Source organism: Planotetraspora phitsanulokensis (assembly GCF_016863295.1).
Classification (GTDB): Bacteria; Actinomycetota; Actinomycetes; order Streptosporangiales; family Streptosporangiaceae; genus Planotetraspora; species Planotetraspora phitsanulokensis.
This window is the reverse complement of record NZ_BOOP01000008.1, coordinates 386,917-407,697: the sequence shown is the minus strand read 5'-3', so window position 1 is coordinate 407,697 and position 20,781 is coordinate 386,917. Positions and strand designations below refer to the sequence as shown.

Below are 20,781 nucleotides of genomic sequence, written 5' to 3'. Positions count from 1 at the left end.
CATCACACGGGGGATTTATTACTCGCCGGTAACACTAGTGGCGGCACGGCACAGATCCAGAACGGCGTCGCCGTACCGGTCAAGTTTGACGCGTCCGATCCCCGCGATGGCGAGCAGGTCCTCCTCCGACGTCGGAACCCGCTCCGCGATGGCCTGAAGGGTCACATCGGTGAACACGACGTAGGCGGGGACCTTCGTCTCCTTGGCCATCGCCGACCGCCAGGACCTCAGGCTCTCCAGGAGTGCCTCGTCGTAGTCGGCGGGGCAGGTCGCGCAGCGGCCCAGCTTCTGCTCGGCCGCCACGGCCAGGGTCTTGCCGCAGATCCGGCAGTGCAGCGGGGCCGCCGCCTTCTTGGCGCCGCCGGAGGTCCGCTCCACCCGGCTCACGACCGGGGTGCGCGGCGACAGGCCGTCGAGGAAGCGGGAGGGGCGGCGGGAGCGGCGGCCCCCGGGCGAGCGGGCCAGCGCCCACGACAGGTGCAGGTGCTCGCGGGCGCGGGTGACCCCCACGTACAGCAGGCGCCGCTCCTCCTCGACCTGCTCGGGGGTCTCCGCGTAGATGATCGGCAACATGCCCTCGGTGAGCCCGATGAGGAAGACCGCGTCCCACTCCAGGCCCTTGGCCGCGTGGAGCGAGGCGAGGGTCACCCCCTCGACCGGGGGCGCGTGCTGCTCGGCCGCCCTGCGCTCGAGCTCGGCGACGAAGGCGGCCAGATTCGCGCCTTCGGCCGCGAGGTCCTCCGCCAGGTCGGCGAGGGCCTTCAACGACTCCCACTTCTCCCTCGCCTTGCCGCCGCTGGGCGGCTCGGCGGTCAGCCCGATGCCGGACAGGATGGCGTGCACCCCAGGGGCCAGAGGCTCCTCGTCGTTCGCCGATCGGGCGGCGCCCCTCAGCAGCACGACGGCCTGCCGTACCTCGGGGCGCTCGAAGAACCGTTCGGCTCCCCGCAGCAGATACGGGACGCCGGCCTCGGTGAACGCCTGCTCGTAGGCCTCGGACTGGGCGTTGATGCGGAACAGCACCGCGATCTCCCGGGTGGGGACACCGTCGGCGATCAGCTTCTTGACCGTCAGCGCCACCCCCAGCGCCTCGGCCGGCTCGTCGTCGTACTCGGTGAAGACGGGCTCGGGCCCCTCCGGCCGCTGGGCGATCAGTTCCATCCGGTGCACCGACCGCGCGATCACCCGGTTGGCGAGCGTGACCACCTGCGGGGTCGACCGGTAGTCGCGGATCAGCCTGATCACGCTGGCGGACGGGTGCTCGACGGCGAAGTTCGTGAGGTAGTGGGGGGTCGCCCCGGTGAAGGAGTAGATGGTCTGGTTCGGGTCGCCCACGACGCACAGGTCGTCGCGCCCGCCGAGCCAGGTGTCGAGCAGGAGTTTCTGGAGCGGGTTGACGTCCTGGAACTCGTCCACCACGAAGTAGCGGTACTGCTGCCGGATCTGCGTGGCGACCTCGCGGTGCTCGGTCATGACGGCCGCGGTGAGCTCGAGGATCGTCTCGAAGTCGATCAGGTTGCGCTGGCGGCGCAGGCTCTCGTAGCCCTCGTAGAGCCGGGCCACCTCCTCGGGCGCGACGGGAGGCGTGCGCCGGGCCTTCGCCGCGGCCGCGGGGTAGTCCTCCGGCGCGACCTGGGTGACCTTCGCCCACTCGATCTCACTGGCGACGTCCCGCAGTTCGCCGCGGTCGGGATTCTTCCGCAGACGGCGGCAGGCCTCGATCAGCAGCGGCAGCTTCGACTCGACCACCTGGGGCGGATCGCCGCCGATGACGCGCGGCCAGAAGTAGCTCAGCTGGCGCAGCGCCGCGGCGTGGAACGTCCGCGCCTGGACGCCGGGGGCGCCGAGGTGGCGCAGCCGCTGCCTGAGCTCGGCCGCCGCCCGGGTGGTGAAGGTCACCGCGAGGACGCCCTGCGGATCCACGACCCCGCTCTGCACGGCGTAGGCGATGCGGTGGGTGATGGCGCGCGTCTTGCCCGTGCCCGCACCCGCGAGCACGCAGACGGGGCCGCGCACCGCTTCGACGACCTCGCGCTGTTCGGGATCAAGGCCCTCAAGGACGTCCAAATGGGCTCCCAATATGCGATGCGAGCGGATGTACTGGCATCATCCTTCCAGCAGCCGCCCTGGCGTGTCCTGAGACCGGGTCGGCACACGGTACCAGCGGGGAGGAACCAGCCCGTGCGGAAAGCCGTGGGCGCGGCGATCGGGGCCGGAGCGCTCGCCCTCGTAGCGATCCTGTTCGTCTTCCCCGGACAGAAGGCGGCGCCCAAGAAGGCCGGGACCCCGGCTGCGGCCGCGACCAAGCCCACTCCCGCCGCGTCGCGCACTCCGACGCCCACGCCGACACCCACGCTGTCCCCCGTGGCCCACCCGCTCGCCTCCGCGTCCGACATCAGGGTCCGCACGGTCGCGTACGGCGACGGCGCCCGGCAGCGGATGGACGTCTGGTGGCACACGAAGGGGCCGCGACGCCCGGTGGTGTTCGTCATCCACGGCGGCTGGTGGTCGGGCGGCGACAAGAAGACCATGACGACCGTCAGCAGGTCCTACGCCCGCCTGGGCTACACCGTGGTCAACCTCGACTACCGGCTCTCGGGGGACGCCCCCTGGCCTGCCCAGCGGACCGACACGATCGCCGCGATCACCACCGCGCGCGAACGCGCCACGAAGTACAACACCGACCCCGACCGGTACGTCCTCGTCGGGTTCTCTGCGGGCGGCCACATCGCGGCCGCGGTCGGCACCTACGGAGACGGCCTGCCCGGACTGCGCGGGGTCGTCGGCGTCTCCCCCGTGATCTCACCGCTGACGTCCTACGCCGACGGGGGCACGGGCGGCAGCTTTGAGCAGCGCAAGCTCCGCAGAACCGCGACCGCGCTCGCCGGGGGATGCGCTCCCTCGGAGTGCCCCGACGTCTGGGCGAGCATGGAGGTCGCCGACCACGCCTCGGCCGGCGACGCGCCGATGCTCGACGTGCACTCGAAGGACGAGTTCGTCCCGCCGTACCAGAGCGAGTTGCTCCAGCAGGCACTGAAGACGTACGGCGTGCCGATGTCGATCAAGGTCATGCCGGGCACCCAGCACAGTGCGCCGCTCTACCGCGAGAAGGGCGTGGCCAAGGCCGTCGAGGACTGGATCACGGCGAGGCTCGAGTCCGACAAATGATCACCGAACAAGATTCGGGAAAAGTGCCGCGACAGGGAACACCGCGCGGATCCGGCGTGTTCATCGTGATTACTCGGCTTCGCGCACGGAAGGACGATCATGTCGCTCACGGTTTACACGACCAGCTGGTGCGGCCCCTGTAAGCGGCTCAAGAGCCAGCTGACCCGGGAGGGCATCTCGTACAACGAGGTCGACATCGAACGGCACCCCGACGCGGCCGAGTTCGTGATGAGCGTGAACAACGGCAACCAGGTCGTCCCCACGGTCGTGACCGACTGCCACACGATGACCAACCCCTCGGTCGCCGAGGTCAAGCGTCACCTTCAGGGAGCGTGCTGAGCGTCACCAGTCACCGGGGATGGGCTTGCCGTACCAGGTCTCGATGAGCCGGCGGGCGATCGAGACCTGGCCGGGCAGGCGAAGCCGGCCGGACTCGACCTGGGCGGACAGCTCGTCCCGCGACAACCACCGCGCCTCGGCGATCTCGGCGGGATCCATGACGATGTCGGTCGTGGTCGCGCGGGCGACGAAACCGAGCATCAGACTGCGGGGGAACGGCCACGGCTGGCTCCCCATGTAACGAGGCGCGGCGACGGAGACGCCGACCTCCTCCAGCACCTCGCGCACCACAGCGTGCTCCAGCGACTCGCCGGGCTCGACGAACCCCGCCAGGACCGACATCCGTCCCTCGGGCCACTCCGGGCCGCGGGCCAGCAGCACGCGATCCTCGTCGTCGTGGATCAGCATGATCACCGCGGGGTCCACCCGGGGAAAGTGCTGACTCCCGTCCTTGGGGCAGACCCGCATGTGGCCGGAGGCCGTGATCGTCGTACGGCTTCCGCAACGCGGGCAGAACTCGTGAGTCGTGTGCCAGGCCTCGAGCGCGACCGCGTAGACGAGGAGCCCCGCGTCGCGATCGTCGAGCAGGGCACCCGTCTGCCGCAGCCCGGCCGCCTCACCGGGCGGGAGCGGAGCCTGGACCGCGAAGTACGCCACACCGTCCGGGTCGAGACCGAGGAGGTAGCGGGGGCCTTCCGGCGCGTCCAGCGGAGACAGGAACACGACGGCGGCGCCGTCGGTGAACCTGCGGATGACGGTCTGGCCGTCGTGGATGACCAGGACCCGCGTCTTCTCGTCGGCCCACGCGCCGGCCAGCCACTCCTCGTCGCCGCGGAGCGCCGCCGACCGGTCGATGGCGTTCCGGGCCAGCAGCAACGGCCCGAGCAGGCCTTCCGAGATCTCCACGGCGTCATCCTTCCACGGGTGCCTCCACAACACGCGGCCGCCGCCGCCGATTCCCGGCACGAACCGATCCGACCTGACTAGGATGCGACGGGTTAGGTTAGGCTTACCTACGGAGGATCCCGCGTGCGGCTCTACCTCACGGCGCTCAACCCGACCGACTCCGTGATGGACGGCTTCCTGCCCGCCGCCGCCGCGCTGGGGTGGGACGTCACGGTCCTGACCGACCAGCCGGACGGATATCCCGGCCACGAGGTCATCGAGACCGACGTGCGCGACCCCCGCGCGGTGATCGACGTCATCGCCGCGCACCACCGGCCCGACGTCGTGTTCTCCAACTCCGACCATCTCCAGGCCGAGACCGCGCTGGCCGCCGGTTACTTCGGCCTTCCCGGCAAGGACTGGCGCTCCTGCGTCACCGCCAAGAACAAATCGCTCATGCGCCGCCGCCTCACCCCGGTGGAGGCCGTCCGGTCCGTACGGCTCCCGCCCGGGGCCGAGCTTCCGGAGGCCGTGCCGTACCCGGTCGTCGTCAAGCCGGCGGCGGGCGTGGCGAGCGAGGACGTCGTGCTCGCCGCGGACGTCCACGAACTCGCCGCGGCGGTCTCCGAAATCAGGAAGCGGCGGCCCTCCGACGTCCTGGTGGCCGAGGAGTTCCTCGACGGCCGCCTCCACACGCTGGAGACCCTGGGTGACGGGCGGACGCTCCACGTCCTCGGCGGCTTCCGCACCACGCTGGGCCCGCTGCCCCACTTCGTCGAGGAGCGCCTGGACTGGCACCCCGACCCCGGCGGCGTGGAGGTGGCGCACGTGACCGCGGCCCTCGACGCGATCGGCGCCGGCTTCGGGGTGTGCCACACCGAATACATGGTCACGAGGGACGGGCCCCGCATCGTCGAGATCAACTACCGGCTGATCGGGGACAACTGCGACTTCCTGCTCGCCGACCTCCTCGGCGCCCCGCTGCACGAGTGGGTCCTGCGCGTCCACGCGGGCGAACCCCTGAATGCTCTCGGCGTCGGGGACGAGCCGCGGGGGGACGTGTTCGGCACGGCCGTCAGCCTAATCGCCGACAGGCCGGGCGTCGTGACGGCGGCGCCGCCGTCGGTGTCCCCGTCCGTGTCCCCGTCCGTGTCCCCGCTCGTGTCCCCGTCCCCGGACGGGCCGTCCGGGGATCCGTCGGGCGTGCGCCTCTGGCACCGGCCGCTGCGCGCGGTCGGCGACCGCGTCGAGGTGACCCACACGAACCGGGACTACCTCGGCATCGTCCGGGCGATCGGTCCCGACCAGACGGCCGTGGACGCCGCCGTCGACTCCTTCCGCGCGCTCCGGCCCTGGACGATCGCGTGACGGACATGCGCGAGCGGGAGGCCTATCTGGCGGTCCGCGTCCTCGACGGCCTGCTCAGGGAGGACTACGGGTCGATCGCGTCTCTCATGACGAGCGACAAGGACGGCGTCGCCGTGGTCCTCGCCTCAGGCAGGCGGGTCCGGCTGGCGACCGGTTCCCCGTTCCAGGACTTCGCCGTCGCGGAGCCGAGGACGGGCGTGAGCCTCGCGGAGGTGCTGGACACCCTGGCGGTGATCGCCGACCCGGCCGACGGCGCGGGGGTCGCGGCCTTCACCAGGGAATGCCATGAGGCGCTGGCCGCCCTGGAACTCCACGACCGCCACGGCGCGGACGTGGCAGCCCGGCTTCGCGGCCGCGAGGGCACGCTCGTGTTCTACGAGGCGCTGGCCGCGGCCGTCGACCATCCGATCTATCCGACGGCCCGGTGCCGTCTCGGCGTACCCGAGGCGGGCCTCGTCGCCCACGCGCCCGAGTTCGCCCCGTCATTCGAGCTGGCCTGGGCGGTGGTCCGGAGCGAGCGCGTCACGCTGTCCGGCGCCGGGCTGCCGGACTGGTGGCCGACGCCGGGCGACATCGGCCTGCCCGGGCGGTTCGCCGGCACCCACGTGCCGTTCCCCGTCCATCCGCTGACCGTGCCCGTGGCGGAGGGGCTTCCCGGTGTCGTCATGGGGGCGAAGCCGTATCTGACGGTGCGCCCGACCCTCTCCATGCGGACGGTCGAGGTCGACGAGCGGACCCACCTCAAGATGCCGCTGACGACGAGCACGCTGGGCCTGCTCAACCGGCGGTCGATCAAGCCCGGCACGCTCCGGGACGGGGCGCTCGCCGAGTCGCTCCTGCTCGAGGTGCTCGCCCGGGAACCCGCCGCCCGGGTCACGGTGGCCGGCGAGCAGAGCTACGGCCACGCCGGGCACGAGTACCTCGGCTGGCTGGTCCGGACCCTGCCCGAGGGCGAGATCGTGCCCGTGGCGGCCCTCCTGGCCCCCTGGCCGGACGGCGACGGCACCCGGCTCGTGGTCCACCAGGTCGCCGACCGCCACTATGACGGGGACGTGCGCGCGCTGCTGCGCGACTACCTGTCGGTGCTCCTGTCCTGGAACACCCGCCTGTTCGTCCGGTACGGCACGGCGCTGGAGGCCCACCAGCAGAACCTGGCGCTCGTCTTCGGCGACGGGCCGATGCGACTGCTGGTGAAGGACAACGACGGCCTTCTCGCGTCCCCCGGCCTCCTGGGCGCGGCCGGGATCGAGCCCCCGGCCTTCTCCGACCACCGCATGCTCACCGGCGATCCGCACGCGCTCGCCGACGTCTTCGTGACCATCACGCTGCACCTCGCCGCCGCCGCGATCGTGTTCCCCGCCCTGGGCGCGGGCCGTCCCGAGGCCTCAGCAGCCGCGCTGATCAGGGATGAGCTGTCCGCGGCGCTCGAACCCTTCGGCGACGACCCGATGGCTCGGGTGCTGCGGGCCAGGACCCTCGAGTCGGCCCGGCTGGTCGGCAAGTCGATGGTCGTCGCCGGAACCCTCGTGGACAAGCGGAGATCCGGAGCCGCCGACATCAACAAGTTCTACGGAGTCACCGGCCCCAACTACCTCCGCGCGTGATCATGCACAGATTCGCGATCACGCTCGCCGACCTGCGACGACTCCGGTCGTGATCATGCACGAATTCGGCGGCTTGCCGCCTGACCCGGCCTCCCTCGATCCGTGACCATGCAAAGGGGCACATCACTCATGGACCGCCTCCTGCTCGACCCGCACGTCTCCAGGGCCGAGGAGGTCACGCTGGGCGCGCTGCTGCGATGTTGCATCCGGGAGCTCGGCGGGCCGCGCGGCCAGGTGGGGCCGGCCGAGCCGTACCTGCTGCTGGAGGTCGCGGGGACCCTGATCCGCGTGCGCGCGCACGGCGGGATCGCGCTGCGTTTCGAGGGCAGGCCCGAATGGTTGTCAGACGGATCGTGGCTGCCGCTGACCTCCGAACTGCTCGTCGAGCTCGCCGAGCGCGAGCTGCGCGGAGCCGAACGCGAGATCGGCGGCGCAGGAGACCGCGTGCCCGGTCAGACGGCGGGCCACGCACCCAGCCACGCGTCGGACCGCACGCTCGGGCAGGCGGCGGACTCCGCGTCGGGCCTGGGGACCAACGACGAGTTCGGCGCGCAGATCGCCGCCAGCCGCGACGCCATCGCGGCACTCCTCGCCGCCCGCGCGCGGACCCGCCCGCCGTCGGACCCGTGGCTGACGTCCGAGCAGTCGCTCGTCGACGGCCACCCCTTCCATCCGTCGCCGAAGGCACACACCGGGTCCGGACTGACCAGGTACGCCCCGGAGGCGCGGGCCGAGTTCCCGTTGCGGCTGCTCGGCGTCCGGGCCGACCTCGTGGCGGAGCAGGGCGACACCACGCCGCTCGACGGGCTCGGCGCCGCGCCCCGCGGGTACACGCTCCTGCCCGCCCACCCCTGGCAAGTGGAACTCGTCGCCGACGACCTGCGCGCGCCCCTCGCCGACGGACGGCTCCTCGATCTCGGGTACGGCTCGCATGCGGTGACGCCCACGTCGTCGGTCCGCACGGTGTACGACCCCGTCACCGAGAACTGCCTGAAGTTCAGCCTCGACGTGCGGATCACCAACTGCGTACGCAAGAACGCCTGGTACGAGCTGATCGGAGCCGTGGAGCTCACAGACCGGCTCCGCCCGGTCTTCGGACGGCTGGCCGGAGACTTCCCCGGCACACGCTGGCTGCCCGAACCCGGCTACCGTTCGGCGGCGCTCGGGACCCGGTTGTTCGAGGCGCTCGGGGTGATCCTCCGTTCCGGCCCGTGGCGGGAGTGCGGGCCCGGAGTGACCCCGATCCTCGCCGGGGCGCTCGCCGCCACCACGTCCGAGCTGCCCGAGGCTGTGACCGCCCGCCGGTGGGAGGACCCGCACGGCTGGTGGAGGGCCTACGTGGAGCGGGTGGCGCCCCCGGTGCTCGACGCGTACTTCACCCACGGGGTCGTCCTCGAACCCCATGTGCAGAACGTCCTCGTCGGCTTCGGCGCCGACGGCCTCCCCGCGGAGGCGATATTCCGCGACCTGGAGGGGACCAAGCTCGTCGCCGGCCGCCACGACCTGGCGGGTCTGCCGGACCGGGTGGCGCAGGCGGCGACCTATGACCCCGCGCGCGGCTGGAACCGCGTCGTCTACTGCCTCGTGGTCAACCACCTCGCCGAGGTCGCGGCCACCGTCGCCGAGGTCGCCGGGACCGAACGGCTACTGGACGACCTGTGGCACGCCGCCCACGAGGTCCTGGAGGAGTACGCCCAGGGACACGGACGGCCCGGACCGCTGGCGGAGCTGCTCGGCGGGGCTCCCCTGCCGGCCAAGGCCAATCTGGGCGTCCGCTGGTCCCGCTCGGCCGACAGGGCGGCCGGGTACACCGCCGTGGCCAGCCCCCTGGCCGTCTACTCGCCCCGGATGTAGCGGAAGGCGGGCTTGGGGTGCATCAGGAAGTCGTGGTGGGAGATGTTCCACGCGTAGGCCCCGGCCATGGCGAACTCCACGACGTCACCGACCTCCAGGCGCACCGGCACGCGCCGGGCGAACACGTCCTTCGGCGTGCAGAGCTGACCGACGATCGTGATCGGCTCGCCGGGTTCGGCGGTCGCCAGCGGCTGGTCGTGGCCCTTCGTCGCCGGGGTCCGCAGGTGGTGCGTGCCGCCCGCCACGACGGCGAACAGCTCGCCGTGCACCCGCTTCACATCGATCACCCTGGTCACGTAGCGGCCGCAGTAGACCGTCAGCGCCCGGCCCGGCTCCACGCGCAGCACCTCTCCCGGACGGCGCAGCCCGGCGAGGCCCTTGCCATACGAGTGCCAGTCGAACAGCTCGTCCGGGTCGCGGTAGGACACCGCCATGCCGCCGCCGAGGTTGATCTCGGTGAGGCCGAGGCCGCGCGCATGGCCGAGCACCCCGGCGGCCACCTCCAGCGCGGTCGCGGCGTCGAGCCCGCTCGCCAGATGGGCGTGGAGTCCGCGAAGGCGCACCGTGTCCTGCCCTTCCAGCAGGTCGACGCACTCGGCGACACCCGCCGGATCCATGCCGAACGGCGTCGCGCCTCCCCCCATGACCAGTGAGGCCCCGTCGACCGGGAGGTCGAGGTTGGCCCGCAGCAGCACATCCGCCGGCCTCCCGGACGCGAGCAGCCGCCGCAGCTCACCGGGGCTCTCGATGTGCAGACGGGTGACCTCGGCGAACAGCTCGGGGTCGGTCTTGCCGGGACCGCCGAGCGCGACCGCGGCGCCGGGGAACAACCCCCGGACGTGCGCGAGCTCCCCGCCCGAGGAGACCTCGAATCCGTCGACATGGGGGGCGAGCACGCGCAGCAACTCGGGATCGGGGTTGGCCTTCACCGCGTAGTAGAGCTCGACCCCCTCCAGCGCCGCGCGTACGGCTCCCGCGTGAGTGTTCAGGCCCGCCAGGTCGTACACGTAGGCGGGCAGTTCCCGACTGTCTGTCACGTGGGCGCCTCCGATCGCAGCGAGGGTTGCTCTTACGAGTGAGAACTCTCCACCGCCGTGGGGATTTCCTCCACCCGTCCTCTCGGACCCTGACAGGCCCCGTCCCCTCGCCCGGCTACTTTCCGTCACACTCCTGCGACGGCACGTACCATCAGACGCGTAGGGAGTCCGAGAGGATGACGACATGGCGCTCACCAGGCCCACCCGGCACCGGCGGAACGACCACGTTCCCGCTGAGCGACAGCCTGACACCGAGCCCGAGCGACCCGGCACCGAACTCGAGCAGGCCGACCCCGGACCGGAGCGGGCCGATCCCGAACCCGGCCACCTCGACGACGAGACCGCGGCCGTCGCGCTTTGTCAGGAGCTCAACGACGCGGGCTACACCGCGGAGATCTCCGAGGGTCGGGTCGTCGTGAGCCCCTGGCAGAGCATGGAGAGCTCCTGCATCGTGGACAGGCTGTCGGATCTGTTGATCCCGCTCAAGCTCGCGAACGGCTGGCGCTTCCATCACAACCTCGCCGTCCGCATTCCGCCGTTTCTCGATCATCGGCTTCCGGACCTGATGGTCACGGCACGGGACGCCGAGCGTCACGACCACCTGCGCATGAAAGGCGGCAGCGCTCTGCTCGTCGTCGAGGTGTGCTCTCCGGGAACATACTCGGCCGACTGGCACGAGAAGCCGGTCGACTACGCGCGTGCCGGAGTGCCACTGCTGCTCATCGTCGATCCGCTCTCGGACCCGAAGACGGTCACGCTGATGAGCGACCCGTTGGACGACGTGGCCCCGGACGACATGCGAGAGCCGTACCGGCAGGTGGTCACGGTCGAGGCGGGGGAAGTGCTGGAGTTGCCCGAGCCGTTCGGCGTCAAGCTCGAGACCGACACGCTGTTCGAGTGACGGCGGCGCTATCGCGCTGACGGGATCCGGTCGACCAGTGCGGTGAGGCCGTCGGCCCCGAGCAGGTCGACGGGCCGCACCGTCTCGTTCGACCGGACGTAGTGGAAGGCCGCCCCGACCTTCTCCAGCGGGACGTCGGCGAGGGAGGCCCAGGCCAGCCGGTAGGCCGCCAACTGGACCGACGCGGTCTCCGCCGCCTTGCCGTGGAGCCGCTCCCCGGTCTTCCAGTCGACGACCACGTAGCCGTCGCCCTCCCGGAAGACCGCGTCCATGCGACCCCGCAGCAGCCGATCGGCGATGACCGTCTCGAACGGCACCTCCAGATCCAGCGGCTCCCGCCCGGCCCACTCGCTCTCCTCGAACCGCTCCTGCAGCTCGGCGAGCTGGATCTCGGCCTCCGACGGCTCGTCGGACGCTCCGGGCAGGTCGAAGTCGTCGATGAGCCGTTGTTGTCCCCAGCGTGTTTCCAGCCATCGGTGGAACGCCGTGCCGCGGCGGGCGAGCGGCGCGGGTTTGCGCGGCACGGGACGCCGCACCTGACGCGCGAACGCCGCGGGATCCGAGGCCAGCGTGACCAGCGACGACACCGTCAGACGTGCGGGGAGGTCCACGGCGCCGCCGCCTCGCCGGCGGTTGGCCTCACGTTCCCGGATGAGCAGGTCGGTGTCCCGGGCCCAGGCTCTGGCCCGTTCCCGGTCCCACTCCCTGATGTCGGCCACGTCCGCGATCTCCGATCCGGCTTCGCCGGCCAGGGCCTCCTCCACCAGGCGTGCCCCGTCCAGCACCGGCTCCGGCACGGACACAGACGGCCAGATCGCCTCGGCGGGCTCGGCGAGCAGCGGGTTCTCCTCACTGGTCCCTTCGTCCCACCACGCGACCTGGGCGCCGGCCTCCCGGATCTCCATGAGGAAACCCGACGGCTCCAGCGCCTTGGTCGAACCGCCCCAGCGGTATCCGGAGGCGATCAGGAGGTGGTGCGCCCGGGTCACGGCGACGTAGGCCAGCCGCCGCTCCTCCATCAGGTCCCGGTCGCGGCAGCGCTCGTCGAAGTCCGCCAGCGCCTCCTTGTCCAGGCCCGCCAGCACGGGCAGATCCGCCGTGTCTCCGCGGAGCGGGTACGGCAGCTTGCGCGGGTTCTCCGTCCACCGCGAGTTCGTCACCGGCGTGGCGGGGAACACGCTGCCCCGGGCCAGCCCGCCCTTCTGGGTGGTGAGCTGCGACAGTCCCGGGACGACGACCACCGGCCACTCCAGGCCCTTGGACGCGTGGACGGTCATGAGCTTGACGCTGTTGGTGTCGCCGACCCGCCCGGCCTCCAGCCCGAACTCCTCGGTCTCCGCGGCCTTGAGGTAGGCGAGGAAGGCCCCGAGCGTCGGGTCCTCCGCGTCGCCCGCGAACCGGGAGGCGGCGTCGAGGAACGCGTCCAGGTCGGCCCGCGCGGCGAGCGGGCTCCCGCCCCTGGCCGCCACCTCGATGTCGAGTCCGAGCCGCCGCTCGACCTCGCTGATGAGGTCGGGGAGCGGCTGCCCGGCGTGGGATCTCAGGTGGCGCAGTTCGAGGGCGAGCGCGGGCAGCCGGACCCGGGCCGGAGCCGAGAACGCCTCCAGCCACTCGGGCCGGTCGGGGAGTTCGTCGAGGGCGTCGACCAGGCTGCCGCGTTCCTCCGCCATGTCGGCGACGACCTGTTCGAGCGGGTCGTCGGGGCGTGGCCCGCCGTGGAACTCGCTGTTCAGCTCGCGGGCGACGTCGCCCAGGACCTTCATGTCGGCGGGGCCGATCCGCCACCGGGGCCCGGCGAGCAGCCGTACCAGCGCGTCCCCGGCCGTGGGGTCGTACAGCACGCGCAGCGTGGCGACGATGTCGGCCACCTCGGGCACGGTGAGCAGGCCGCCGAGCCCGACCACCTCGACCGGGATGCCCCGCGCCTCCAGCGCGCGGCGCAGGGCGGGGAACTGCGAGCGCTTGCGGGCCAGGATCGCCACGTCCTGTGGCTGTACGGCGGCACCGCGTCTGGTGCGCTCGCCCTCCCCCCAGGGCAGCCCGTCGGGCGCCCCTTCGAGCCCGATGGTCCGGGCCACACCGTCCGCGATCCATTCGGCCTCGGTCTCCGCAGTCTCGTGGAACGCGCACACCACCCGTCCGCGACCGGCCCGGTTCGCGCCGGGGACGAGCACGGGCACCTGCGCGGCCTCCTGCCGCAGCGGCCCTTGTAGCGCGGCGGCCACCCCCAGCACGTGCTCACCGTTGCGGAAGCTGACCGACAGCCGGCGGACGGGCGCCGGGTCCCCCGGCGCCGTCGGGAAGTCCTGCGGGAACCGGGACAGGTTGCCCGATGACGCGCCGCGCCAGCCGTAGATGGACTGGCAGGGATCCCCCACGGCCGTCACCGGGTGGCCTCCGCTGTACAGCGCACGGAGCAGGACGAGCTGGGCGTGGCTCGTGTCCTGGTACTCGTCGAGCAGCACGACGGAGAAGTGGGACCGCTCCGACACCCCCACCTCGGGGTGCCGTGACGCGATCAGCGCCGCGAGCGCCATCTGGTCGCCGTAGTCGATGACCTCCCGTCGGCGCTTCATCCGTTCGTACGCCTCGACGAGCGGCAGCAACTGCTCCCTGACGGCCTGGGTCCTGACCGGGCGCTGCTGGGCCAGGATCGTCCTGCCCGGCAGGGCGGCGAGGCGGTCGCGGAGCCAGTCGCCGACCTCGCGCACCTCTCCCGGGGTCCGCAGGTGCTCGGCCATCTCCCCGGCCAGTTCCAGCACGGCGGCGGTGACGCTCGGCGGGCCGAGGTCCACCTTGTCCATCGGGCCGTCGTACTGCCCGACGACCCGCGCGGCCATCTGCCACGAGACGGCGGGCGTGACCAGCCGCATGGTGGGCTCGAGCCCCTCGCGGAGCGCGTGGTCGGTGACCAGCCGGGCGGCGTAGGCGTGGTAGGTCGAGATGGTCGGCTCCGCGTCGAGCAGTTCCGGCTCGACCAGCCCGGCCGCCGCCAGCCCGTTCAGCCGCTTGCGCACGCGTTCGGCCAGCTCCGCGGCGGCCTTCCTGGTGAAGGTGAGGCCCAGGATCTGCTCGGGCCGTGCCAGGCCGTTGGCCACCAGCCACACCACGCGCCCCGCCATGGTCTCGCTCTTGCCGGAACCCGCGCCCGCCACGACCACGGCCGGCTCCAGGGGCGCGTCGATGACGGCGGCCTGCTCCGGGGTGGGGGGAAGGACGCCGAGCTTGGCGGCGAGTTCCGCGGGGCTCAGCATCAGGCCATCGTACGGAGGCTCAGCACACCTGGCCCCCGTTGTCGTTGACCGGGCAGGCGACCTTGGCGGCGCACGTCCGGCAACCGTCGTTGACCTTGGCGACGAAGACCTCGGCCGACATCCCCGCGGCGACGGTCTCGACCAGGTCCTGGGCCCACTGCGGCTGCGGGTCCTCCCCCAGCGCCCCCTGCGCCTGCTCCTTGGCAGCTCCCGTGACTCCGGCCGCCTTGCCGACCTGGACGAGCGAGGCGCCCCCCGGCTCGACGAGGCCGTGCCGCTTGAACGCCCCCAGCAGCGTGGCGAGCTGGTACACCCCGAGTTGCGGGTGCCGGTCGAGCTCGTCGTCCTTCGGCTTGGAGGCGCCGGTCTTGATGTCGATGATCACGGCCCGGCCGTCGCCGTCGCGCTCCACCCGGTCGACGCGGCCCTTGATGTGCACGCCCTCGGCGACCACCGCCGTGAACGCCTCCTCTGTCGCGACGAGTTCGCGGGGGTTCTCCTCGTGCCACCGGACGAACCGCTCGACCATCTGCTCGGCGACCTTGCGCTGTTTGCGGTTGAACCAGACGCCGCCGAAGTCGAACTGCTCCCAGACGTCGTCGAGCCGTGCGACGAGGTCGGCGCCGTCCTCCGCGGCCAGCACGGCTATCGCGTGGATGACCGAGCCGAGGCTCTGGGTCACGCTGGCGCTCCCCGCGCCAACCGCGGTCTCCAGGACCCACCGCAGCCCGCACTTGGTGAAGTTCTCCACGGCCGACGGCGAGACGCGCACGATGTCGTCCGGCCAGCCGAGGGGCCGGTCGTCGGAGAGCGGCGTCATCGCGTACCAGTCCCGCGGGCTCGCCCCGGGCACCCCCGCCCGCGCCAGCCTGGCGAGGTGCCCGGCCGCGTCACGGCGGAGCGCCTCCGGTTTGGTCAGGTCGCACACGGCCGCCCGCAGATCCGCCACCAGGGCGGACATGTTCAGCCAGCGGGCGCGGTCGTCGACCGTCGCCTCCTCGACCCCGCCGGGCAGCAGCTCGGTGAGGAACCTCGAGGGGCGCTCGTCGGTGTCCTCGCCGCCCACGGCGGTGACCACCAGCTTGCGCCGCGCGCGAGTCGCGGCCACGTAGAACAGCCGCCGCTCCTCGGCCAGCAGCTTGGACGACAGAGCCGCCGCCGTCGCCTGTGTGCTGTCGAGGGCGATCCCGGCGGACAACTCGACGAGTTCCTCGGCGCCGAGCAGCGACCCCCGTAGGCGCAGGTCGGGCCAGACGCCCTCCTGCACCCCGGCGATCACCACCACGTCCCATTCCAGGCCCTTGGACCGGTGGGCGGTGAGGATCCGTACGGCGTCGCCCTCCGGGGCCTGCTCCGCGAGGGAGTCCCCGGCGATCTCCTGGGAGGTCAGGTCGTCGAGGAACACCTCGATGCCGGCACTGGGCAGCCGGTCGGTGAACCGGGCCGCGTGGTCGAACAGCGCGACGACGCCGTCGAGATCCCGGTCGGCCTGGACTCCCCTGGCCCCTCCGGACAGGCTGGTCTCCGTCCACCGCTCGGCGAGACCGCTGGCCTGCCAGACGTCCCAGAGCGCTTCCTCCGCGCCGCGGCCGTGCCGTACGGCGTCGCGGGCGATCTTCAGGAGCCTCGCGACCCGTTCCGCCGGCGCGCCCACGTGGGGTTCGACGTTGACGAGTTCGCGGACGTCCTTGAGTGCGGCGACGAGCTTCTCGTCGGACGACCTGGCCGTGAACGGCAGAGCCGGCTGCCCCTCCTCGCCGGCCGCCTCCGCAGCGGCCGCGGCCTCGTTCTCGGCGACGCGCAGGGCCCGGCGCAACCGGCGGACGCCGATCATGTCGGTGCCGCCCAGGGCTCCGGTCAGCAGCTCCTCCGCGGTCGCGACGTCGAGGTCGGACGGTCTGACGGCGACCTTCAGCAGCATGATCAGCGGCCGAACACCCGGCTCCTGGACCAGCGGCAGCTCGTCGCCCGCCACGATGACGGGCACGCCCGCCGACGTCAGCGCCCGCCGCAGCAGGGGAAGCTGCCGAGTGGCGCTGCGGACGAGGACGGCCATCCTGGACCAGGGCACGCCGTCGAGGAGATGAGCCCGGCGGAGGGTGTCGGCCACCACGGCGGCCTCCTGGCTGTCGCTGTCTGCGAGCAGCACCGAGACCTCTCCCGGCTCGGCGTCGGCGAGCGGCGCGAGCGCCCGGTGGCCGCCCGCGGGCAGGCGGGAGGCGACGCGGCGGGACGCCTCCAGCAACTCCGGTCCGCTCCTGCGGCAGACTCCGAGCGCGATGACCGGGGCCTCGTCGCCGCCCGCCGTCCGGAACCTCTCCGGGAACCGGAGGATCCCCTGCACGTCGGCGCCGCGGAAGCCGTAAATCGACTGGTCGGGGTCGCCCACCGCGATGAGGTCACGCCCGTCGCCCGCGAGTTGCCGGAGCAGGAACTCCTGGGCCGGATCGGTGTCCTGGTACTCGTCCACGAGCACGATGTCGTAGGCGTCCCGCTCGCGCCGCCTGACCTCTCCGTCGGTCAGCAGGCCCGCGGCCTCGCGGATCAGCTCCGCGTAGTCCATCGACGGCACGGGGTCGAGGTCGAAACGATCCTGGTAGCGGTAGGAGAACCGGCCCGCGGCCTCCCAGTCGGCCCGGCCGTGAGTGCGGCCGAGTTCGATCAGCGCGTCGCCGTCCAGGCCGCGCTCGGCCGCCCGCGAGAGGAAGTCGCGCAACTCCTCGGCGAATCCCCGGGTCTTGAGGAGCTCACGCATGCGGTCCGGCCAGTGCTCGGCTCCGTCCTCCAGCTCGCCGTGGAGGAGCCTGCGGATCTCCAGGAGCTGCTCGGGCCCGGTCAGCAGGCGGGGAGGCGGCTCGCCCGCGAGCACGGCCTCCCGGCGCAGCAGGGCGTACGCGTAGCTGTGGAAGGTCAGGGCGAGCGGGGTCCTGGTGGTCCTGCGCATCCGCCCGGTGATGCGCTCACGCAGTTCGCCGGCGGCCTTGCGGCTGAAGGTGAGGACCAGGACGCGTTCGGGGTCGACGCCGCGCCGCTCGATGCGGTCGACGACGGTCTCCACGATGGTGGTGGTCTTTCCGGTGCCCGGCCCGGCCAGCACGAGCAGGGGGCCGCTCTCGTGCTCGACGACGGCCCTTTGGCGCTCGTCCAGGACGGGAGCTGTCCGGCTCACCCCGTCCCGGCGCACCAAACGGTATTTCTGACCACTCACAGCTCAGAATTCCATCAGAACACTGGGATAGATCGTGCCCGCTTGACCAGTACAGCGCGATGTCGCCGCTGTCCGTCGCACGACACGCCGGACATGACCGGCGAATATCCCCAATTCAACGGCCGCGCGTGAGCCTCACCACTCCGAGCGGCCGCAGCCGTGTCCGGACCGAGAAAACGGAGCCCAGCCGTCACGCGAGGGGCGCGGCCGTGTCTGGACTGAGGAGTGAGCGGGGAGCGAGGAACGAGCGACCCTGAACGACGAGGGAAGACACGGCCTCAAGGGCGCCCCGAGCCCGCGTGAGCGGAGCGAGCGCAATCAAACACCGCGCCCCGAGCCTGCCTCGCCGAAGGCGAGGCAGTTAAGCACCTCCATCCCAGCGGGCTCGGCGCATGTCCGCCCGGGTTCCTCTGAGGGGGGTGCCCTCCTCGCGCCACCGGGCGAGGCACTCGCTTTCGAGGCCGGGCGCGGCCGAGCCGTCGGCTCTGATCACGCGCCACCACGGGACGGCGCCGCCCCACGTCGACATGACCCGGCCCACCTGCCGCGGTCCGCCCTCACCGAGGTACTCCGCCACGTCCCCGTAGGACATGACCCGGCCTCGGGGGATGCGCTCGACCAGGTCGAGCACTCTCTCGGCGTACGGCGGGGGCTCGCCGCGCCGCCGGTTCAGCTGCTCCATTCGGTGGGCCCGGCGGCGATGATCTCCTCGAGCTTGCCGAACTCGTAGGTCGCCGAGCCGTTGACCTGCTCGACGACGCCGTTCCGCAGCCCGTAGGTCTCGCCGTCCTCGCCGACCAGCCATCCACCGAGCATGTCGGCGAGGCGGGCCAGCTGGGCCACCTGCCAGTCCGATGCCGGCCGGCCGACCAACCGGCCCGACCAGGTCGCGATGTGATGCGCGGAGTCACCGTGCCGTGCGATGAGCTCGCCGGCCTCCTGCGTCCCGCGCAGCTCGAATCCCGCGCCGGCCGAGATCACGCTCGCGAGTTCGGCGTAGGCGAGCGGTGCTGCACGCTCCACGCGCAACTCGTACCCCATGAGGCATGGACCTTAGCGAAACTTGACCTCGCCCTGTCACTGAAATCCGAAACGCCGCCAAATGGCGGCCAACATGTGATCACCTGCGGCTGAGGACGACGATCGCGCCGCAGAACCCGCCAAGGCCGATGAGGGCGGCGATCCCGTAGATCCAGAGCCTAACCGGATCGGGTCCCGGGCGCATCGGCGCTTCGGACAACGGTCCCTTCCCGAAGTGAAGATCATCCTGAACCGGGGCCGCATGGGCGTATCCCCCCAGTTCGGCCGCCTTGGCCACGGCCGCGCCCGCGTCGACCTCTCCGAACCCGACGTTGTCGTCGTAGCCGGCGTTCGGGCTGGGGTGGGACGTGGAGCTGAGGGCCCGCGACACGAGCTCGGGCGCCATGTTCGGATATTTCGCCTTTATCAGTGCGGCTATCCCCGCCACGAGCGCACTCGACGCGCCGGTTCCCGACGCTACGCCGTGCTTGCCGCCGGGCAGGACCACGGGCACGTCGGCGCCGGGAGCGGCGACGAGGACCGACAGGTTGTCGCTGCTCGACGCGGTCTTACGGCCCTGCCGGTCGAGGCTCCCCACGCCGACGACACCGGGATAGCCCGCGGGGAAGCGCCAGTAGGAGGTGCCGTTCTGCCTGGTGTAGGCCGACTGGCCGCCGTCACCCGCCGCGGCGACCAGGACGATCCCGCGTGACAGTGCGTAGGAGACCGCCTCTCGGTCCGCCCGGTCGATCCCGTAGCCGGCGATCGGGATGCAGATGACCGTCGCCCCGTGGTTGGCGGCGTAGCGGATGCCGCGCGCCATGGGACTGTCCTGGGCCACGCCCGTTCCGCCCTGGGGATCGGCCGGGGCCAGATCGGGCTCGCCGGTGGCGACCCTGATGGACAGGATCCGCGCCTCCGGCGCCACCCCGGACAGGCTGCCGCTGCCCGCGATCAGCGACGCCGCGGCGGTGACGTCGCCGGTGGACGTCTCCTTGGAGTCGTCGAACAGCGCCCCCGACAGGTCAGGGCCCTGCGTGACCCTTCCCCTGAGCTCGGCCACCTCGGCGTCCGGCTTCTCGTCGCCCAGCAGGGCCACGGTCACGCCTGCGCCCTTGGTGACCTTCCACGCCTCCTCGGTGTTGATCGCGTCCAGCGCCCAGCGCTCCTCGACCGCGCCGGGCGGCGCCTCGGCGCGGGCGGCGTGGAACGGCCCCGCGGCCAGCAGGGCGCACGCGACGGCGGCGCACAGCGCGATCGGCCTCAGCACACGTTCCCCTGGGTGCAGCGCGGGACGTCGGGCGGCTCACCCAGGGCGCGCGCGATGCGTCCGGCGATCGACTCGGCCGCCGGCCACATCTCGCTGTTCAACTGCTCCTCCATCGGCACGGAGTCGCGGGTCCTGCCGTCGGTGTACCCGACGGTGGAGAAGACGATGTACGGCCCCGCCCCCACCCAGCCGGTCCGCTGCCGCTGGGCGGCGCCGAAGGTGTCGGTGACCGTGCCGGGGAAGGCCACGGGACGCACGCCCACCCGGTCATCCACGGGCAGCTTGGCGGCGGCGCCCAGCCGGGCGTCCTCGTCCCTCAGTACGGCCACGCCCACGGTGATGGCGAACGTCGAGGTCTGGTCGACATAGGTGGCCCGCAACATCGTCCGGCAGCCCTGCTCGCGCAGGACCGAGGCGACGGGCGAGTCGACCGTCGTGGTGCAGACCTCCTCGGGGGCCACGCCGACGCGGTGCGCGTACTGCGTGGCCCGGCCGAGGCCGTTGTACGGGAGCTCCTCGGGGAAGACCATGCCGACCGGCCAGGCGTGCCACCGTCTCGCGACGTCCTGTGCGGCGTACTGGGCCCGCTCCTCGTCGGTGAGGGGACGCGAGCGCGTCTCCTGGATGAGCCCGACGGAGCCGAGCAGCACGTCCAGGGCCGCCACGGCGAGCACCACGCCCATCAACGTCAGGAAAAGAGAGCGGAACCTGAGGCCCCGCCTGAGTTCCGCCTGCTCCTTCGCGGCCTGGGCCGCCGTCGCCCGTCTCCCGGACGCGGGCCAGCGGCGCGCGCGTACCCGGCCTGCGGACGAGCCCAGAGGCAGCCCACGCCGACCACCGGGCGGTGTCCGGGACTCCTCGGGCGACATGATT

15 protein-coding genes are annotated in these 20,781 nt (G+C 72.2%); 6 read left to right on the top strand and 9 right to left on the bottom strand.

Annotated elements, in window-relative coordinates; translation table 11 throughout:
• Positions 1–18: 18 nt before the first annotated feature.
• Positions 19–2,067, bottom strand: a complete 2,049-nt coding sequence (locus Pph01_RS11765; RefSeq protein ID WP_239116616.1) for an ATP-dependent DNA helicase UvrD2 — start codon at positions 2,065–2,067, stop codon at positions 19–21.
• Between the two features lie 114 nt (positions 2,068–2,181).
• Between Pph01_RS11765 and Pph01_RS11760 the strand changes: the two genes are divergently transcribed.
• Positions 2,182–3,168, top strand: a complete 987-nt coding sequence (locus Pph01_RS11760; RefSeq protein WP_239116615.1) for an alpha/beta hydrolase — start codon at positions 2,182–2,184, stop codon at positions 3,166–3,168.
• A 99-nt stretch (positions 3,169–3,267) separates the two neighbouring features.
• Entirely contained in the window at positions 3,268–3,507 is a 240-nt protein-coding gene (locus tag Pph01_RS11755; protein WP_204073047.1) for a mycoredoxin, read from the top strand.
• Between the two features lie 3 nt (positions 3,508–3,510).
• On the opposite strand, the gene nudC is transcribed toward Pph01_RS11755, so the two are convergent.
• Complete coding sequence (gene nudC, locus Pph01_RS11750) at positions 3,511–4,413, bottom strand: NAD(+) diphosphatase (RefSeq protein WP_204073046.1); 903 nt, start codon at positions 4,411–4,413, stop codon at positions 3,511–3,513.
• Between the two features lie 123 nt (positions 4,414–4,536).
• Between nudC and Pph01_RS11745 the strand changes: the two genes are divergently transcribed.
• From Pph01_RS11745 to Pph01_RS11735, 3 genes are all read left to right on the top strand, one after another.
• Entirely contained in the window at positions 4,537–5,760 is a 1,224-nt protein-coding gene (locus Pph01_RS11745) for an ATP-grasp domain-containing protein (protein WP_239116614.1), read from the top strand.
• A gap of 5 nt (positions 5,761–5,765) precedes the next feature.
• Positions 5,766–7,364, top strand: coding sequence for an IucA/IucC family protein (locus Pph01_RS11740; RefSeq protein WP_204073107.1), 1,599 nt, complete (start codon positions 5,766–5,768; stop codon positions 7,362–7,364).
• Between the two features lie 129 nt (positions 7,365–7,493).
• The gene (locus Pph01_RS11735; RefSeq protein WP_204073045.1) at positions 7,494–9,218 is read left to right on the top strand and encodes an IucA/IucC family protein; all 1,725 of its coding nucleotides are present in this window, start codon (positions 7,494–7,496) and stop codon (positions 9,216–9,218) included.
• On the opposite strand, the gene Pph01_RS11730 is transcribed toward Pph01_RS11735, so the two are convergent.
• Positions 9,200–10,255: a type III PLP-dependent enzyme domain-containing protein gene (locus Pph01_RS11730; RefSeq protein WP_239116613.1), complete on the bottom strand. Its 1,056-nt coding sequence runs from the start codon at positions 10,253–10,255 to the stop codon at positions 9,200–9,202. The two genes, Pph01_RS11735 and Pph01_RS11730, sit on opposite strands and share 19 nt — an antisense overlap.
• Before the next feature lie 184 nt (positions 10,256–10,439).
• On the opposite strand from Pph01_RS11730, the gene Pph01_RS11725 reads away from it, so the two are divergent.
• Complete coding sequence (locus Pph01_RS11725; protein ID WP_204073044.1) at positions 10,440–11,156, top strand: Uma2 family endonuclease; 717 nt, start codon at positions 10,440–10,442, stop codon at positions 11,154–11,156.
• An 8-nt stretch (positions 11,157–11,164) separates the two neighbouring features.
• Here Pph01_RS11725 and Pph01_RS11720 read toward each other — a convergent pair whose 3' ends face one another.
• The 6 genes from Pph01_RS11720 to Pph01_RS11695 form a co-directional block, all read right to left on the bottom strand.
• Complete coding sequence (locus Pph01_RS11720; RefSeq protein WP_204073043.1) at positions 11,165–14,410, bottom strand: ATP-dependent helicase; 3,246 nt, start codon at positions 14,408–14,410, stop codon at positions 11,165–11,167.
• A 19-nt stretch (positions 14,411–14,429) separates the two neighbouring features.
• Positions 14,430–17,579, bottom strand: a complete 3,150-nt coding sequence (locus Pph01_RS11715; protein ID WP_239116612.1) for an ATP-dependent helicase — start codon at positions 17,577–17,579, stop codon at positions 14,430–14,432.
• Between the two features lie 400 nt (positions 17,580–17,979).
• Positions 17,980–18,300, bottom strand: coding sequence for an MGMT family protein (locus Pph01_RS11710; RefSeq protein ID WP_204073041.1), 321 nt, complete (start codon positions 18,298–18,300; stop codon positions 17,980–17,982).
• Positions 18,288–18,659 (bottom strand): hypothetical protein, encoded by a 372-nt coding sequence (locus tag Pph01_RS11705; protein WP_204073040.1) that lies wholly within the window; start codon positions 18,657–18,659, stop codon positions 18,288–18,290. The genes Pph01_RS11710 and Pph01_RS11705 overlap by 13 nt, the downstream gene beginning before the upstream one ends.
• A gap of 79 nt (positions 18,660–18,738) precedes the next feature.
• The gene (locus tag Pph01_RS11700) at positions 18,739–19,908 is read right to left on the bottom strand and encodes a S8 family serine peptidase (RefSeq protein ID WP_204073039.1); all 1,170 of its coding nucleotides are present in this window, start codon (positions 19,906–19,908) and stop codon (positions 18,739–18,741) included.
• A complete protein-coding gene (locus Pph01_RS11695) occupies positions 19,902–20,777 on the bottom strand; it encodes a hypothetical protein (protein WP_204073038.1) in 876 nt (291 codons plus the stop codon). The genes Pph01_RS11700 and Pph01_RS11695 overlap by 7 nt, the downstream gene beginning before the upstream one ends.
• Positions 20,778–20,781 lie beyond the last annotated feature (4 nt).

Bases quoted from the DNA above. Each gene is read 5' to 3' on its own strand.
- Pph01_RS11755 (WP_204073047.1), top strand. From the start codon at position 3,268: ATGTCGCTCACGGTTTACACGACCAGCTGGTGCGGCCCCTGTAAGCGG.
- Pph01_RS11740 (WP_204073107.1), top strand. From the start codon at position 5,766: ATGCGCGAGCGGGAGGCCTATCTGGCGGTCCGCGTCCTCGACGGCCTG.
- Pph01_RS11735 (WP_204073045.1), top strand. From the start codon at position 7,494: ATGGACCGCCTCCTGCTCGACCCGCACGTCTCCAGGGCCGAGGAGGTC.
- Pph01_RS11725 (WP_204073044.1), top strand. From the start codon at position 10,440: ATGGCGCTCACCAGGCCCACCCGGCACCGGCGGAACGACCACGTTCCC.
- Pph01_RS11720 (WP_204073043.1), bottom strand. From the start codon at position 14,410: ATGCTGAGCCCCGCGGAACTCGCCGCCAAGCTCGGCGTCCTTCCCCCC.
- Pph01_RS11710 (WP_204073041.1), bottom strand. From the start codon at position 18,300: ATGGAGCAGCTGAACCGGCGGCGCGGCGAGCCCCCGCCGTACGCCGAG.
- Pph01_RS11705 (WP_204073040.1), bottom strand. From the start codon at position 18,659: ATGGGGTACGAGTTGCGCGTGGAGCGTGCAGCACCGCTCGCCTACGCC.
- Pph01_RS11695 (WP_204073038.1), bottom strand. From the start codon at position 20,777: ATGTCGCCCGAGGAGTCCCGGACACCGCCCGGTGGTCGGCGTGGGCTG.